General features: G+C 70.6%; 11 protein-coding genes. 8 read left to right on the plus strand and 3 right to left on the minus strand.

The features are described from left to right. Positions 1-93: 93 nt before the first annotated feature. On the plus strand, positions 94-957 hold the full coding sequence (locus tag HNR21_RS08595; RefSeq protein ID WP_182704773.1) for a helix-turn-helix domain-containing protein: 864 nt from the start codon (positions 94-96) through the stop codon (positions 955-957). A gap of 5 nt (positions 958-962) precedes the next feature. Continuing rightward, positions 963-1,169 carry a DUF397 domain-containing protein gene (locus HNR21_RS08600; RefSeq protein WP_182704774.1) on the plus strand — a complete coding sequence of 69 codons (207 nt, stop codon included), beginning with the start codon at positions 963-965 and terminating at the stop codon, positions 1,167-1,169. Positions 1,170-1,347: 178 nt separating this feature from the next. Here HNR21_RS08600 and HNR21_RS08605 read toward each other — a convergent pair whose 3' ends face one another. Next, the gene (locus HNR21_RS08605) at positions 1,348-1,509 is read right to left on the minus strand and encodes a hypothetical protein (protein WP_182704775.1); all 162 of its coding nucleotides are present in this window, start codon (positions 1,507-1,509) and stop codon (positions 1,348-1,350) included. Between the two features lie 91 nt (positions 1,510-1,600). Further along, positions 1,601-2,863, minus strand: coding sequence for a hypothetical protein (locus HNR21_RS08610; RefSeq protein WP_220500090.1), 1,263 nt, complete (start codon positions 2,861-2,863; stop codon positions 1,601-1,603). Between the two features lie 916 nt (positions 2,864-3,779). Between HNR21_RS08610 and HNR21_RS08615 the strand changes: the two genes are divergently transcribed. Beyond that, the gene (locus HNR21_RS08615) at positions 3,780-4,670 is read left to right on the plus strand and encodes a Scr1 family TA system antitoxin-like transcriptional regulator (protein ID WP_182704777.1); all 891 of its coding nucleotides are present in this window, start codon (positions 3,780-3,782) and stop codon (positions 4,668-4,670) included. Here the strand turns inward: HNR21_RS08615 and HNR21_RS35095 are convergent. Next, positions 4,655-5,464 carry a DUF6879 family protein gene (locus tag HNR21_RS35095; protein ID WP_246442028.1) on the minus strand — a complete coding sequence of 270 codons (810 nt, stop codon included), beginning with the start codon at positions 5,462-5,464 and terminating at the stop codon, positions 4,655-4,657. The two genes, HNR21_RS08615 and HNR21_RS35095, sit on opposite strands and share 16 nt — an antisense overlap. Positions 5,465-5,864: 400 nt before the next feature. Here HNR21_RS35095 and fxlM point away from each other — a divergent pair, with 400 nt between their 5' ends. The 5 genes from fxlM to HNR21_RS34625 all read left to right on the plus strand — a co-directional run bounded on the left by fxlM (position 5,865) and on the right by HNR21_RS34625 (position 13,820). After that, positions 5,865-7,142, plus strand: coding sequence for a methyltransferase, FxLD system (gene fxlM, locus HNR21_RS08625; protein ID WP_182708543.1), 1,278 nt, complete (start codon positions 5,865-5,867; stop codon positions 7,140-7,142). Between the two features lie 13 nt (positions 7,143-7,155). Further along, complete coding sequence (locus tag HNR21_RS08630) at positions 7,156-7,383, plus strand: FxLD family lanthipeptide (RefSeq protein ID WP_312880925.1); 228 nt, start codon at positions 7,156-7,158, stop codon at positions 7,381-7,383. A gap of 76 nt (positions 7,384-7,459) precedes the next feature. After that, positions 7,460-10,543 (plus strand): lantibiotic dehydratase, encoded by a 3,084-nt coding sequence (locus HNR21_RS08635; RefSeq protein ID WP_182704779.1) that lies wholly within the window; start codon positions 7,460-7,462, stop codon positions 10,541-10,543. Next, entirely contained in the window at positions 10,540-11,766 is a 1,227-nt protein-coding gene (locus tag HNR21_RS08640; RefSeq protein WP_246442030.1) for a lanthionine synthetase C family protein, read from the plus strand. Before HNR21_RS08635 ends, HNR21_RS08640 begins: the two co-directional genes overlap by 4 nt. Further along, positions 11,748-13,820 (plus strand): thiopeptide-type bacteriocin biosynthesis protein, encoded by a 2,073-nt coding sequence (locus HNR21_RS34625; RefSeq protein ID WP_220500091.1) that lies wholly within the window; start codon positions 11,748-11,750, stop codon positions 13,818-13,820. Before HNR21_RS08640 ends, HNR21_RS34625 begins: the two co-directional genes overlap by 19 nt. The last annotated feature ends 132 nt before the right edge of the window (positions 13,821-13,952 follow it).

Consider the following 13,952-nt stretch of genomic DNA (forward strand, 5'->3'; position numbering starts at 1 on the left):
TGAAGTCGTCCGATTGGAGGTTCAGTGTCGGATTGGCTTGATCTTCTGCGATGCTGATGCCGACAGGTCCGCCGACCGCATCCGGAGCCGCCGATGCCCGTACCGCCGCACCGACGCAGCCCGACGATCCGCCGCCGGCGGCTGTCCCGCGAGCTGCGCAAGCTCCGTGAGGAGAGCGGCCTGACCGCCGAGCAGGTGTGGCGCCGGCTGGAGTGGTCGGCGGGCAAGCTCAGCCGGATCGAGCACAACGACTGGCGCCGCCCCAACCCCCGCGACGTCAAGGACCTGCTCGACCTCTACGGCATCACCGACGAGTCCCGCCGCGAGGCCCTGATCACCCTCGCTCGCGAGTCACGCGAACGCGGCTGGTGGGAGACCGAGTTCGGCGACGTTCTGGGCGGCGACTACGCAGGCTTCGAAGCCGAGGCCGAACGGATCCACTCCTACGAGCCGCTGGTCATCTGCGGCCTGCTGCAGACCGCCGCCTACGCCCGCGCCGCCATCCGCGGCGACATGATCCGCGACCCCGAAGAGGTCGAACGCCGGGTCGCCCTGCGCATGAAGCGCCAGGCCATCCTCACCGGCCCCAACCCGCCCACACTGTGGGCGATCATGGACGAGGCCGCCCTCCACCGCCCGTTCGGCACGCCCGAGGAACGCATCGAGCAACTGGAACGTCTGATCGCCACCGGCGACAGCGACCACATCACCGTCCAGGTCATCCCGTTCAGCGTCGGCATGCACCCTGGCCTGGCCTGCGGCTTCGCCCTCCTGGACTACGCCGACCCCGACGAGTCCTCCATCGCCTACGTCGAGATGGGCGGCAACGCCCTCTACCTGGAGCGGGCGGAAGACCTCAAAAGTCATAGTCTGAGGTTCCAGCACCTCCAAGCCGCCGCCCTCAGCAAGGACGCGACGACGGCCTTCCTGAAGCGCCTGAGAGACGACCTGAAGTGAGCCCCATGCCCGACCCCACCCTCGCAAACGCCACCTGGCGCAAGTCCACCCGCAGCCAGGGCAGCACCGGCAACTGCGTCGAACTGGCCCGCCTCCCCGGCACCCTCGCCATCCGCGACTCCAAGAACCCGAACGGCCCGATCCTCCTCCTCACCCCCCGAGCCGCCCGCCAGACCGCCGCAGCCGTCAAACGCGGCGACTACAACCTCTGATCCATTCCGCGTAACAACCTGGCTTCCAACGAGCTTGCTCGTATGCGTCGGCCACCGATTTCGTGCGGTGTATCAGACGATTGGTCGAACACTGGAAAGACGAGGGATCTGTTCCCAGCTCCAGGGATGGCGTGCTGACGGGCCGGGGATGCACCGTCCCCGGCCCGACGCGGGTTCTCTACTGCTCCTTACGGACGCCCTTGAACGGCTGAGCATCGGCCTTGCGGTCGATGAACTGCCCGGTGCGGGTGTCGCGCTTGATCCAGCCGGACGGAGTCCGGACCTGGGAGCGGTTCTTGACCGCGCCGCGGCGGAAGCCGTTGCCGGTGTTCTTGGCCATTTGGCACCTCCCTTCGAGCTTGTCAAGGTTGCTGTTGTGGGATGGAGAGCGTGGCCGGATGGTGAAGGCTGGCGGCCTAGCCGCTTCTCGCTCAGCGGGTGGCCAGCGCGGAAGGCCGGGTCAGCCCTTGGCGGCGGCGCCACTCCATGCGCAGCGTCGCCACACGGCGTCGGGTTCGTTCTCCCTCGCTCTCGGGCAACCCCTGCAGAACGGCGGCCTGTGCCCAAGTCAGCTGGCCGCCGGCCTCGCTGTAGCAGTTGACGATCCGCCGCTGCTGTAGGGTCAGCGAGTTCAAGACGAACAGCAGCCGCTGCTCGGTGAGCTGCCCGTCCAACACGATGTCCTCAGGGGTACGGGGACAAGACAGCAAGTCGGCCGTGGTACCGAGTTCACTGCCGGAGACGGTCACCTGCTCCCCCAGCAAGGCGACGCGCATGTGGTTGAGCTGGCGTTCGGACTCCGGTTTCCAGCGCGGATACTCCACACGGAGCCGGGCCTTGAGATCATCCACCAGCAGGTGGGGTTCTTGAGCGCCCAGAGCGATCCAGTCGTCTTCCAGCAACACCGACCTGACCGCCTCCATCAGTTCGGGATTGGGACGGCGGTCCAGAACCTCCCGGATGAAGTCGGCCACCGGCTCCTCGTCCAGGCTCTGCAAGATCGCTCTCCTGGTTGCCAGAGCCTTCTGGTAGGCCCATCGGGAAACATCCCGGACGAGGCCAACACCATGCAGGACCTCATGCCGCCATCGGCTGAACAAGTCCCGCAGCATCTGGTTGATCGATCCCCCAGCCGCCTTCATGATTGAATCGCCCAGATTCAAGATCGAGGAGTTCAGCGCCGGGTACATCTCGGCCAGTCTGGTCACCGACGGGCCTCTCGTTCCGATCAGCGCAGCCGACCAGGTCGAGGGCCCGAACTGCCAGGAGGCCAGCCCCATCGTTCGCGTTGCCTGTGCCGCTATCCGCTGCGCCGATGACAGACCAACGGCTTGTGCCGCGATCGAGTTCACCGAGGGCGCCAAGGACTTCACCCACGACCGGTGTATCCCTGCCGCCCCCGCGGCGAAGAGCGCACTCTCCAGAACTGGACGTGCACTCTCCAGCACCGCCGATCGCATCGCCGAGGCCATGGTGTCCCGCAGCGAGTTCCCCAGCAGCCAGCCCATCGATCCCACTGACGGCGCGCGCCGCATAGAAGTGCGATCACCAGCCGACCTCGTCCCGCCGATCTCCGTCCCTGGCCGGACCTCGGTTTCTCCCTGCTCTCCCGGCTCGCGCTCCGCGGCCTCATTCTGCGCAGTGGGGTGCGTCAGGTCATCCACGTACCCGAGCTCTTCACCATCGTCTGCCAAGGCCGACTCCTTCCGTCCGCAGGGCCTTCTACCTATAAGCGGCGCCAAGTGGCCCGACCGACAAAGAAATTCTGAAGACCCCCACGGACAGTCCAGCCGCCCTGCGGGGCGCCTGGCCCCGCAGGGAACGCACTACCCACATGCTGCGGTACCGACGGTGTCTCAGGCTGCTCTCACCCGGCTACCTCTCCGGTAGCGGAACGTTTCAGCGCAGATGCGTTACGCCCGCAAGACGACCTCAGCCATGCATCCGTCCAGGGCCTGGACGGATTCTCGCCACGGCCGCCCGGCCGAGTACGCCGGCCAGCTCGTTTGGACCTGTAGGCCATGCTGAGCCAGCAAGACCTCGATCCGTTCGGCGAGCGCGCGGCGTCGTCGCCAGTCCGGGACCTGATTCAGGCACAACATGACTCGGTCGCATCGGCCGTTGAGGCTCACCACCGTCTCCGGCAGCAGTCCGTGGACCTGGAGGGTGGCCATCACCAGCTGGTACGCGAAGCGCGCTCCGGGACTGATGGGGCCTACTTCGGACGACGTGATCCCTGCCTCACTGGCCGTCTGGCTCACTGTGTGCTCCCTTCCGAGTACTTCTGGTATCGAGCGCGGCCAGTGGAACACACCCGAACCCTTAACGTCTCGTCCTCCTCTCCAAGATCATTTCACTTCATGAAGGCCATCTCCCTGCCCGGTAGCCCGCCCAGGAGCCTCGGGCCATCGGCAGCCTGGCGGCCTGGTCCGAGCGGTACCTGGAACTGGTCAGCTGCGGCGTTCACTCCGCCGAGGCCGGAACCAAGATCGTCAGTACCGGTTCACTTACCGGGGAGTCTCTACGGTTCAGAGGACTGACACAGGTGGGTGCGAATGTTGGTGGACATCTGCGGCGTTCGGGGCGATCGCTGGGCATGATGGCGTCACCATGCCGTCTTCTCCTTCGTCGTCGGCTCAGGCGGCGCGCGAGCTGCTGGGCGCGAAGCTGCGTGCCCTGCGGGAGAGCCATGGCATCTCCGGGCGGGCCTTCGCCGAGCGGGCGGGGTGGAAGGCTCCGTCGTCGGTGACGATGATCGAGAAGGGGCAGCGGACGATCACCGCCCGGCATGTGGAGTTGTGGTGCTCGATCTGCCAGGTGCCGGAGCAGCAGCGCAGGCGGCTGCTGGCCGAGCAGGCTCAGGTGGCGGGCATGTGGGTCCCGTACGCGCAGCTGAACCGCGGCGGGCTGGAGGCGGCGCAGAAGTCGGTCCGCCGGCTGTATGAGGAGCTGACGGTGGCGCGCTCCTACCAGCCGAAGGTGATACCGGGGATGGGGCAGACCGAGGCCTACACGCGGGCCGCGCTGACGGGGGTGCTCGTCGAGCAGCAGGTGGACAGCGCCGAGCCGGAGGAGGAGATCGAGGCGGCGGTCGCGGAGCGGATGGATCGCCAACGCCTGCTCGCCCGCCCGGACGCGCGCTGGTTCTTCCTGCTGGAGGAGCCGGTCCTGTGGTTCCGGCCGTATTCGGCGCGGTTGCATCGAGAGCAGTTGCTGCACCTGCTGGAGTTGCGGCGCCGGCCGAACGTCTTTGTGGGGATCATCCCGGTCGGCGCCGATCGGCGCGGGGTGCATCCGGAGGAGGCGTTCGACATCACCGACGACCGTCTGGTGACGGTCGAGCTGGTGTCGGGCTATCTGTCGGTGACACAGCCGGAGGAGGTCGCCTTGTACATGGCGACGTGGGAGCGGTTGTGGGCGCTGGCCGCCACGGGGACGGCCGCGACCGCGCTGATCCGTTCCGCGCTGGACCGGCTGAAGGAGGGTCAGGCGGGGGTGTAGTCGGCGTGCGGGATGCCGCGTTCCCACAGCATCTCGAACATGCCGACGACGGGGAGGATGCGGCGGGGGTCGGCGACGTACTCCATCCGGCCGGTGTCGATGCCGTCTCCGCTGGTGAAGTTGTAGGCGATGAGCCGCTGGTCCCACATGAAGAAGTCCGCGACCGGGTGCGGCAGATCGAAGGCCAGGTGGCGGGGCAGCCACCGCAGTTCTTCGCCGGCCTTGATGTTGCCGTAGCTGATGGCGTGCTCCCAGCGGATGTAGTCGCTGACCGGTTCGGACACGATCCGCAAGCGCCGGAACCGCACCCCTCGCTCGACCGCGGCGCCGACGAGGGCGATCCAGGGCTCCCAGTCGTAGGAGGTGTCGCCGTCCTGCTTCCACTTCAGGAAGGCCGGGTCGGTGGGGTCGTAGGTGTCGCGGGCCTCCAGGTGGACCACGGACCGGACGGTGGCGGCCAGGAGGTCTTCGAAGGACGGTTCTCCGGGCCCGGTCCGGCCCGGAGCGTAGGTGCCGGTGATGGCCTCCAGGAGGGCGGGTTTGAGGCTGGCGGGCGTCCAGATCGCGGCCTCGTCGTCGGCGATGTCGGTGTGCTCGCGGATCAGCGCGAGCGTGTCGGGGTCGGTCACTTTCCGGCCCACCTGGAGTAGATCCCCGGTTCCGGGAACGGTCAGGACCGCGGGGCACTTGTTGGTGGGGGAGTCCGCGTCGATGCCGACGAACTCCAGACGAGCGGCCGGATCGGGCCGGGCTTCGCCGTCCGGGTGTTCCTGTGGGTGGGGGCTGTCCGTCATCGCGCGCTCCTCAGCCGAGACCAGCCGTCATCTGCAGAAGCCGGCCGTGGTGACCCACCGACCTTGACCGGAGCCCGGCGCGTTGGTCAAGGAGATGCGCATCGCGGTGTGAATCTGTGTGAATTTTCTGGCCACTCCGTCACGGCCGGACGTAGTTCTTTCCCCGTGAACTCCCGCGATGGCTCTGGCAGGCGCTCGTTCGGCGGGGTCGCCCGTAGGAGCAGGCGATCGCCGTCGCGTCCTTCCCGGAGGAGGACGGCTCGTCGTGGAAGGCTGCCGATGCCCGCCCGCGAAGCCTCGGGTGACAGAGCCGGCCCGAAGATCTCCCACCATCCGCGGACGGACGTGCGGCGGGCACCATCACCGCTCACCAACGGCGAGGACTTTTTCCGTGACTGGTATGACCACCGACCACACCGGCATCGACGAACTACGTGAGGCCGCCATCGCGGAGCTGCGCTCGGCGGGAACGATCGCCTCCAAGGAAGTCGAGGCCGCGTTCCGCGCGGTGCCGCGGCACGTGTTCATCCCCGAGGCCGACCTGGCGACCGCGTGGGATCCCTACCGGGCGGTCGTGACCAAGCGCGACGAGCACGGCAACGCCCTCAGCTCGGTGTCGGACATGCACGTCCAGTCCTACATGCTCACCGAGGCCCGGATCGAGCCGGGCATGAACGTGCTGGAGATCGGGTCGGGCGGCTACAACGCGGCGCTGATCGCCGAACTCGTCGGCCCGGACGGACGGGTGACGACCGTGGACATCGACCCGTGGGTGACCGACCGGGCCGGCCGCCTGCTGGATGCGGCCGGATACTCCTCCCGGGTGGAGGTCGTGCTCGCCGACGCCGAGGCCGGTGTCCCGGACGGCGCTCCGTACGACCGGATCCTGGTCACCGTCGGCAGCTGGGACATCCCCCCGGCCTGGATCGAGCAGCTCACCGACGACGGGCTGCTGGTGGTGCCGCTGCGGATGCGCGGCCTGACCCGCACCATCGCCTTCGCCAAGGACCCCGCGACGGGCGGGCTGCAAAGCGTCGGGGCGAAGCTGTTCGGGTTCGTGCCGATGCAGGGATCCGGCAGTCACCAGGCCAAGCTCGTCGTGCTGCGCGACGGCGAGGTGACGCTGCGGTTCGACGACGATGACCACACCACCGTCTTGGAGCCCGGCCTGCTGGACGGCGTGTTCGACACCGAACGGGTCGAGGTGTGGAGCGGCGCGGTGATCGGCAACTTCGAGCTGCTCGACACCGTGCAGATGTGGATGGCCACCACCCAGCCGGGCTTTTGCTGGCTGACGCTCGACCGCGACAAGGACAGCGGCGTGGTGTCGCTGCCGGGTACGCGGACGATGGCGATGGCCGTCGTCGACGGCCCCGACCTCGCTTACATCCTCACCCGCCCCTCCGCACAGGCCGACAAGTCCAGCGAGTTCGGTGTCCACGCCTATGGGCCCCGGGCGCGTGAGCTGGCCGAGCGAGTGGCCGAGCAGCTGCGGGTGTGGGGCCGCGACCACCGCGGCGGACCCGGCCCCTGCTACCGGATCTATCCGGCCGGCACCGCCGACGCCCTGATTCCCGACGGCCGCGTCATCGACAAGCGGCATGTCCGGGTCCTGATCTCCTGGCCGCAGACGGCCGCAACCGATGCCGGTCAGGACGCCTCATCCCGTTCGACCTGAAGGAGAGCCCCTCGTGACGCACGACGATCAGTCCTCCGGCGGCCTCGCGCTCGCTGAACGGCCCGCCCTCCCGCTCGCCGGGTCGGAGCAGTTCGGCGCGGACGAGTTCGACCTGGACGTGCGAGTGCTGGTGACGCTGGCACCGGTCGGGCAGGCCGACTGCCCCACCGACGACGGCTGCGGCAACACCTGCGCCGGAAGCGCCAGCTCCTGCAACTCCTCGATGAACGCCCTGGCCTGATTCCCCGGGGTCGGGGCGGTCGGGCACCGCGAGGTCCCGGGCCGCCCCGGCCCGGTCGGCTGTGGAGGACATCCCCATGCCCGCTTCGCGTCCGACCTACCAGTGGCCCGGCATCGGCCTGCTCCGCGCCGGCACGGCCCCGGCAGACCTCGCCCCACCCGCCGACCTCGATCCGGCCGACCCCGGCATGACCCGCCGCGGCGCCGCCTGGCTCACCGGCGTACGGCAACACCCGCAGCTGCGGACGGCGCTGCGCGTGGCGAGCCCGGATCTGCTCGCCGCACTCGACGCCTTGGACCTCACCCGACCGGCTGACATCGACGAGCGGCGGCTGCGCCGCCTGATCACTGCGACCGCCTCCTACCTGCTGCGCTGGCGGCACCGCGCCACCCCGTTCGGCCTGTTCGTCGGCGTCGGCACCGTCCGCTCCGCTCCGGTGACCGCCGTCCGGTGGGGTGACGGCCACCAGGTCGTCCGCCAGGTCGATCCGGCCTGGCTGGCGGAGACCATCACCCGTCTCCACGCCTGTCCGCAGTTGCTGGAACGCCTCACCGTCGTCACCAACACCGCCATCACCGTCCGCGGGGACCGGTTCATCGCCCCCGGCCCTTCCCCCAGCCCAGGCGGCGACGTGGACGCGGAGCTCGCGCCGGTGGAGGTTTCGGTGCGTGCCACCCGGCCCGTTCGCACCGCGCTGGACGCCGCCCGGACCCCTGTACGGGTTGGGGACCTCGCCAAGATCCTCACCAGCGCGTTCCCTGCCGCGACTCCCGACCAGATCAACGGCATCCTCGCCGGGCTCATCGAGCAGAACCTGTTGATCAGCAGCCTGCACCCGCCGATGACCTCCCCGGATGCGCTCGGCCACGTGTGCGGGATCCTCCGTGACGTCGCCGCCTGGGACATCTCCGGCCTCGCCGACCTCACCGAGACGCTCTGTGCGCTGCACCGCGACCTGGCCACCGCCCGGCCGCCCGCCGAACCCGACCATGCGACCGGTCCTCTCGGCGAGAACACGACCGCCGGACGGGTGCCGCTGGTGGTGGACACCGTTCTGGACGCGGACATCGGCCTGCCCGAACAGGTGGGGGCGGAGGCGGCCAGGGCGGCAGCCGTGCTGTGCCGCCTGTCGCCCTACCCGTTCGGCACCCCGGCCTGGCGCGACTACCACGGCCGGTTCCTCGCCCGATACGGCACCGGTCTGCCGGTACCGGTCCTGGACCTGATCGGGGACGGCGGACTGGGCTTCCCGGCCGGATACCTCGGCTCCGGATGGGGACGCGCCCCCAGGCTGTTCACCGCCCGGGACGAGAAACTCCTCGCCCTCGTTCAGGAAGCCGTCGCCGAGGGCGGGGAGCTGGTGCTGACCGACGCGCTCGTGGAGGAGCTGGCCGACGACCGTGACGCCGCTGTGTCCTGGCCCGAACGCGTCGAGATCGGTGTCCAGGTCCTCGCCCCATCGGCGGCGGCGATCGACCGCGGCCGTTTCACCTTGCTGGTGACCGGTACTCCCCGGCCCGGCAGCAGCATGGCCGGCCGCCACGCCCACCATCTCCCCGAGGCCGCCCGCGCCGACCTGGCCGCGACCTTCACCACCACGGCCCCGGGAGCGATCGCCGTTCAGCTGTCGTTTCCGCCGCGCCGGCGCCGCAACGCACCCCTCGCTGCGGCGCACCCGCTGCTGGACCACGTTCTTCCCCTCGCCGAGCACCCCACCGAAGACCGCGCCGGAACTGAGGTGCGGGTGGTGACGGTGGACGAGCTTGCGGTGGTCGCCGAGCCCGATCGGTTCCACTTGCTTCACCAGCCGACCGGGCGGCGCGTCGAGATCCGGGTCGCTCACGCGCTGGAGGCCACCACCCACATCCCACCGCTCGCCCGTTTCCTGTCGGAGATCGGCACCGCCCGCGGCGCGTTCTACACCGCCTTCCACTTCGGTGCCGCCGACCGGATGCCCTACCTGCCGCGCGTCCGCTACCGGCGCACGATCCTCGCTTCAGCCCGGTGGCTCCTGCCCGCCACCGCCCTTCCCGGTCCCCGTTCGGCGCAGAAAGACTGGGAGGAGGCGTTCGCCGCGTGGCGGCGCCGCTGGAACGTCCCCGCCCGGGTCGCGATCGTCGACCACGACCGGCGGCTTTGCCTCGACCTCGCCCAGCCGCTGCACCGCCACCTGCTGCGCACCCGCCTGAGCCGCGCGCCCCGGCTCGAACTCCGCGAGGACGTCGCCGAGCACGGCTGGATCGGCCGCGCCCACGAACTCCTCCTCCCTCTCCGCCTGACCCCGCCCTCTCCAGTCCCGCCCGCCTGGACGGTGCCCGCAGCCCGGACGAACGCCGCCCCGCATCGGGGCGCTGAGCCGCCCGGCAGATCGACGGTGGTGTTCGCGCGGCTGCTGGCGCACCCGGCTCGGTGGGACGAGATCCTCACCGGCCACGTGCCGCGGCTCCTGTCCGGCTTCGGCGAGGCACCACGGTGGTGGTTCCTGCGCCATCACGACCTTCGCCGCCCCGACACCGCTCCCAGTCTCGACCTCTACCTTCGCCTCCCCTCTCCTGAGGGCTACGGCGATGCGGCCGCCCGCCTGGCGGCCTGGACCGCCGACCTCGCCCGTCAGAACCTGGCGGCCTCGCTCACCCTCGACACCTTCCACCCCCAATGCGGCCAGTACGGGCACGGACCCGCCCTGGACGCCGCCCACGCGGTGTTCGCCGCCGACACCACAGCAGCCCTCGCCCAGATCGCCCTGTCCGCCCGAACCGGGATCCCTGCCACTGCGGTGACGGCCGCGAGCATGGTCGACCTGGCCGCCGCCCTCGCCCGTTCCCGCGACGAAGGCGCGCGGCATCTGGTGGACAACCTGCCCCAGCGGCACGGACGGCTCGACCCCGCGCTGCGCGACCACGCCCTGCGCCTCACCGACCCCACCACAGGCCTGAGGGGACTGCCCGGTGGCGGCGAGCTGATCACCGCGTGGCAACGACGCGCCGACGCCCTGCACGCCTACCGGACCGAACTGGAGGCCGAGCGGGACCCGATGACGGTGCTGCCGGTGCTGCTGCGCGGCCACCACCGCCGCGCCCAAGGGGTCGACGGTGAACAGACCACTTTGCGGCTCGCCCGTACCTGCGCACTCCGCCACGTTCACCAGGCGCACCGATGACGACCCCCACCATGGTTGAGGCCGTCGTCGCGGCGTGCCTGGAACGCCTCCCCGCCCTCGGGCCGCCGCCCGAGAACGAGCCGTGGGCGGCGCATTCCCTCACGCGAGGGGCCGCCGGGATCGCGCTCGCCCACGTCGAACGCGCCCACCAGGGCGCCTGTTCGTGGCCCGCCGCGCACGCCTGGATCGTGCAGGCATGCGCCGGGCAGGTCAGCGCCAGCCCCAACACCGGCCTGTTCCAAGGTCTGCCGGCGATCGCGTTCCTCCTGCACGCCACCGGCGGTCGCTATCGGGGCGGGCTCGCCGACATCGCCCGGCCGCTCGCCGACCTCGTTCACCAGCGTGCCACCGACGCCCACGCCCGCATCATCGCGGGCCGACCGACGGAGTTCCGCGAGTACGACGTGTTCTTCGGCCTCACCGGGCTCGGCGCGCTGCTGCTGCGGCTCGACCCCGGCGGAGGCGCCCTGGAGCACCTCCTGACCGCCCTGGTCGCCCTCACCCGCCCGGTCCGGGTGGACGGGGTATGGCTGCCGGGCTGGTGGGTCGGCCACGACCCTCACCGGCGCCGGTCGGCTGAGTTCCCCGGCGGGCACGCCAACCTCGGCATGGCCCACGGCATCACCGGACCGCTCGCCCTGCTCGCCCTCACCGCCAGGAACGGACTCACCGTCGACGGCCACGACGAGGCGATCGCCGCCATCCTCGCCTTCCTCGACGACTGGCGGCAGGACGGCCCGCACGGCCCCTGGTGGCCGCAATGGATCAGCCGCGCCGACCACGCCAACGCCCGGCCGTCCCAGACCGGGCCGGGACGGCCCAGCTGGTGCTACGGCACCCCCGGCATCGCCCGCGCCGGACAGCTCGCCGCCCTCGCCACCACGAACACCACCGCCCAGCACGCCTACGAGACCGCGCTCGCCGCGTGCCTCGCCGATCCCGCCCAGCAGAACCTCATCACCGATCCCGGCCTGTGCCACGGCGCCGCCGGCCTCTACCAGACCGCCTGGCACGCCGCCCGTGACGCCGCAATCCCCACGCTCGCCGCTCATCTCCCTCAGCTGGCCGACCGCCTCACCCGCCTTGCGGCCCTTCCCCACGAACACGGACCCGGATTCCTCGACGGCGACGCCGGAACCCTCCTCGCCCTCCACACCCTCCGCCGCCACGTCTCCGACCCACCACCCGCCTCCGGATGGGATGCATGCCTGCTTCTCACCTGACCGACCCGGCCACCGGAACCGACGCCGTCCCGGAACGCCTCAGCGCTGCGGGACAAGACCAAACGTGGTGGCAGATCCACCTGCAATTCACCGACTGGCAGACCGCCGAACACACCGCCGCCGCCCGGCTCGCCCCGCTCCTGGACGACGCCGTCGACCCCAACGGCGCATGGTGGTTCATCCGCAAACACCCCACCTGGCGGCTCCGCCTCCGCCCCGCCCCACATCCCGACGCACCCTCGCACGGCCCCGTCCCGGACACCCTCGACCAGCTCGTGAAGGAGGGAGTGCTGGAACGGTGGTGGACCGGCCGGTACGAGCCCGAGACCACCGCGTTCGGCGGCCCGGACGGCATGGCCGCCGCCCACGCCCTGTTCACCGCCGACAGCCACGCCATCCTCCATCCCGTCCCCGGCCTGACGTTGGGACGGCGCGAGCTTTCGATGCTGCTGTGCGGAGCGCTGATGCACGGCGCCGGCCTGGAACCGTACGAGATCGGCGACGTCTGGGCGAAGGTCGCGCACGACCGGCCCTTCCCCGCCGACATCCCGCGCGAAAGCCTCGACAGGCTCACCGCCACGGTGACCACGCTCCTGCGCACCGACACCCGTCCGGCCGGCGCGGCGTTCGGACCGGCCGGCCCTCTCGCTGCCGCCACACCCTGGGCCGAGGCCTTCCACACCTGTGGAAAAGCCCTGGCCCGCCTCGCTCGCAACGGTCTTCTGGAGCGTGGCCTCAGGGAGATCCTCGCCTACCACGTGATCTTTCACTGGAACCGAGCCGGCCTGAACACCCGCCAGCAGAGCCTCCTCGCCCACGCCGCTCGCGCCGCCATCCTCGGCCCCACCCCGCAGATGGCGACCCGGCGACCGGCCTCCTCACGCCCAGCCTCGGCCGCGCGCATCGACCGGGCGCTGCGCCACTTCCCGCTCATCCCACGCCCGCGCCTGACCTGCCCACCGCTCCCAGACCGGATCCAGGCTGTCCGCGACCACGCCGACGCCGCAGCCGCAGCCACCGACCCCGACGAACGCATCGACCATGCCTGCAGCGCCTGGAACCTCGCCGCGCTCATCGCCTCCGACAGCGGTCTGCCCGGTCTGGCTGCTGACCTGTCCTGGCAGCAGTACGAGATCCTCCTCCCCGGATGGCCCATGCCCGGCCGGACCGCGATCGCCGCCCTTCAGCCCCTGATCAACCTCGCCCGCCTCCACGGCCGCGCCCGCCGGCCCGAGCGCATGTACCAGGCCCTCACCGACCTCGGGTACGCCCTCGACCACGGCGGCAGCCTTCTGCTCCACGACACCACCATCACCCTCGACGGCCTCACAACCCCAGACAACGCCGCCCGCATTCGCGCCTGGTACCAGGACGTCCTCGCCCAAGACGGCACCCGCGCCCTGGCCGCCACCGGCGACTGGACCAGAGCCGTCGCCCACGCAGCCCTCCACGACCCCGCTCCCGAGCGGCTCCGCGAAGCCCGCCAGACCCGCGTCATCGCCCTCATCCTCAACGGGGACCACGACCGCGCCCTCGCCCTCCTCGACAACCCTCACCCCGCCGACCGAGACGACCCCGTCAACACCGCACTACGCGCCCTCCTGGACGCCCACGCCGACCGTCCCCACCACACCCACCTCGCCCGGCTGGTGTCCACGCTCACCGCCACCATGAGCACCGGATACGCCCCCAACCAGGGCGACGGTGACAACCGTTCCACCGTCCTGTTCCGCATCCGCCTCGCCCAGATTGCAGATGACCTCGGCGTCGACCCGGGCGTGACCGCCCCATTCTGGGAACGGCTTACCGACGAAACACTGCAAGTCGCCGACGCCTACGCCGCCCGCGACGCCCTCGCCACCCCGTCTTGCCGCGCCACGCTCACTCCCGACCGCGCCGCAGCCCTCACCGACCTGACCCGCCGCGCCGCCCTCACCCCGACCGGACCACCCACCGGCATCGTCACCGACCTGGCCGCCCTTACCGCTCCCCTCAAGCTCGCCGCCGGCGTCCTCATCGAAACCATCACCGACCGCCCGACCTCGACCGGATGACCATGGCCTGACCCACACCGCGATCTGCGGGGTCGGAGAGGAGCCCAGCTGCGCGATCGTGCTCCTGCCAGCCCTTCATCGGCGACACCTGCCCGATGAGATCTCCTGTCAAGCTAATCAGGTTGAACGCGC

Origin of the sequence: Thermomonospora cellulosilytica (genome assembly GCF_014138835.1) — a bacterium.
GTDB lineage: Bacteria > Actinomycetota > Actinomycetes > Streptosporangiales > Streptosporangiaceae > Thermomonospora > Thermomonospora amylolytica.

Excerpts from the sequence above, each read along its gene's own strand:
- HNR21_RS08615 (WP_182704777.1), top strand. The coding sequence starts at position 3,780 with ATGCCGTCTTCTCCTTCGTCGTCGGCTCAGGCGGCGCGCGAGCTGCTG.
- HNR21_RS08605 (WP_182704775.1), bottom strand. The coding sequence starts at position 1,509 with ATGGCCAAGAACACCGGCAACGGCTTCCGCCGCGGCGCGGTCAAGAAC.
- HNR21_RS08635 (WP_182704779.1), top strand. The coding sequence starts at position 7,460 with ATGCCCGCTTCGCGTCCGACCTACCAGTGGCCCGGCATCGGCCTGCTC.
- HNR21_RS08595 (WP_182704773.1), top strand. The coding sequence starts at position 94 with ATGCCCGTACCGCCGCACCGACGCAGCCCGACGATCCGCCGCCGGCGG.
- HNR21_RS08600 (WP_182704774.1), top strand. The coding sequence starts at position 963 with ATGCCCGACCCCACCCTCGCAAACGCCACCTGGCGCAAGTCCACCCGC.
- fxlM (WP_182708543.1), top strand. The coding sequence starts at position 5,865 with ATGACCACCGACCACACCGGCATCGACGAACTACGTGAGGCCGCCATC.
- HNR21_RS08640 (WP_246442030.1), top strand. The coding sequence starts at position 10,540 with ATGACGACCCCCACCATGGTTGAGGCCGTCGTCGCGGCGTGCCTGGAA.
- HNR21_RS34625 (WP_220500091.1), top strand. The coding sequence starts at position 11,748 with ATGCCTGCTTCTCACCTGACCGACCCGGCCACCGGAACCGACGCCGTC.
- HNR21_RS35095 (WP_246442028.1), bottom strand. The coding sequence starts at position 5,464 with ATGACGGACAGCCCCCACCCACAGGAACACCCGGACGGCGAAGCCCGG.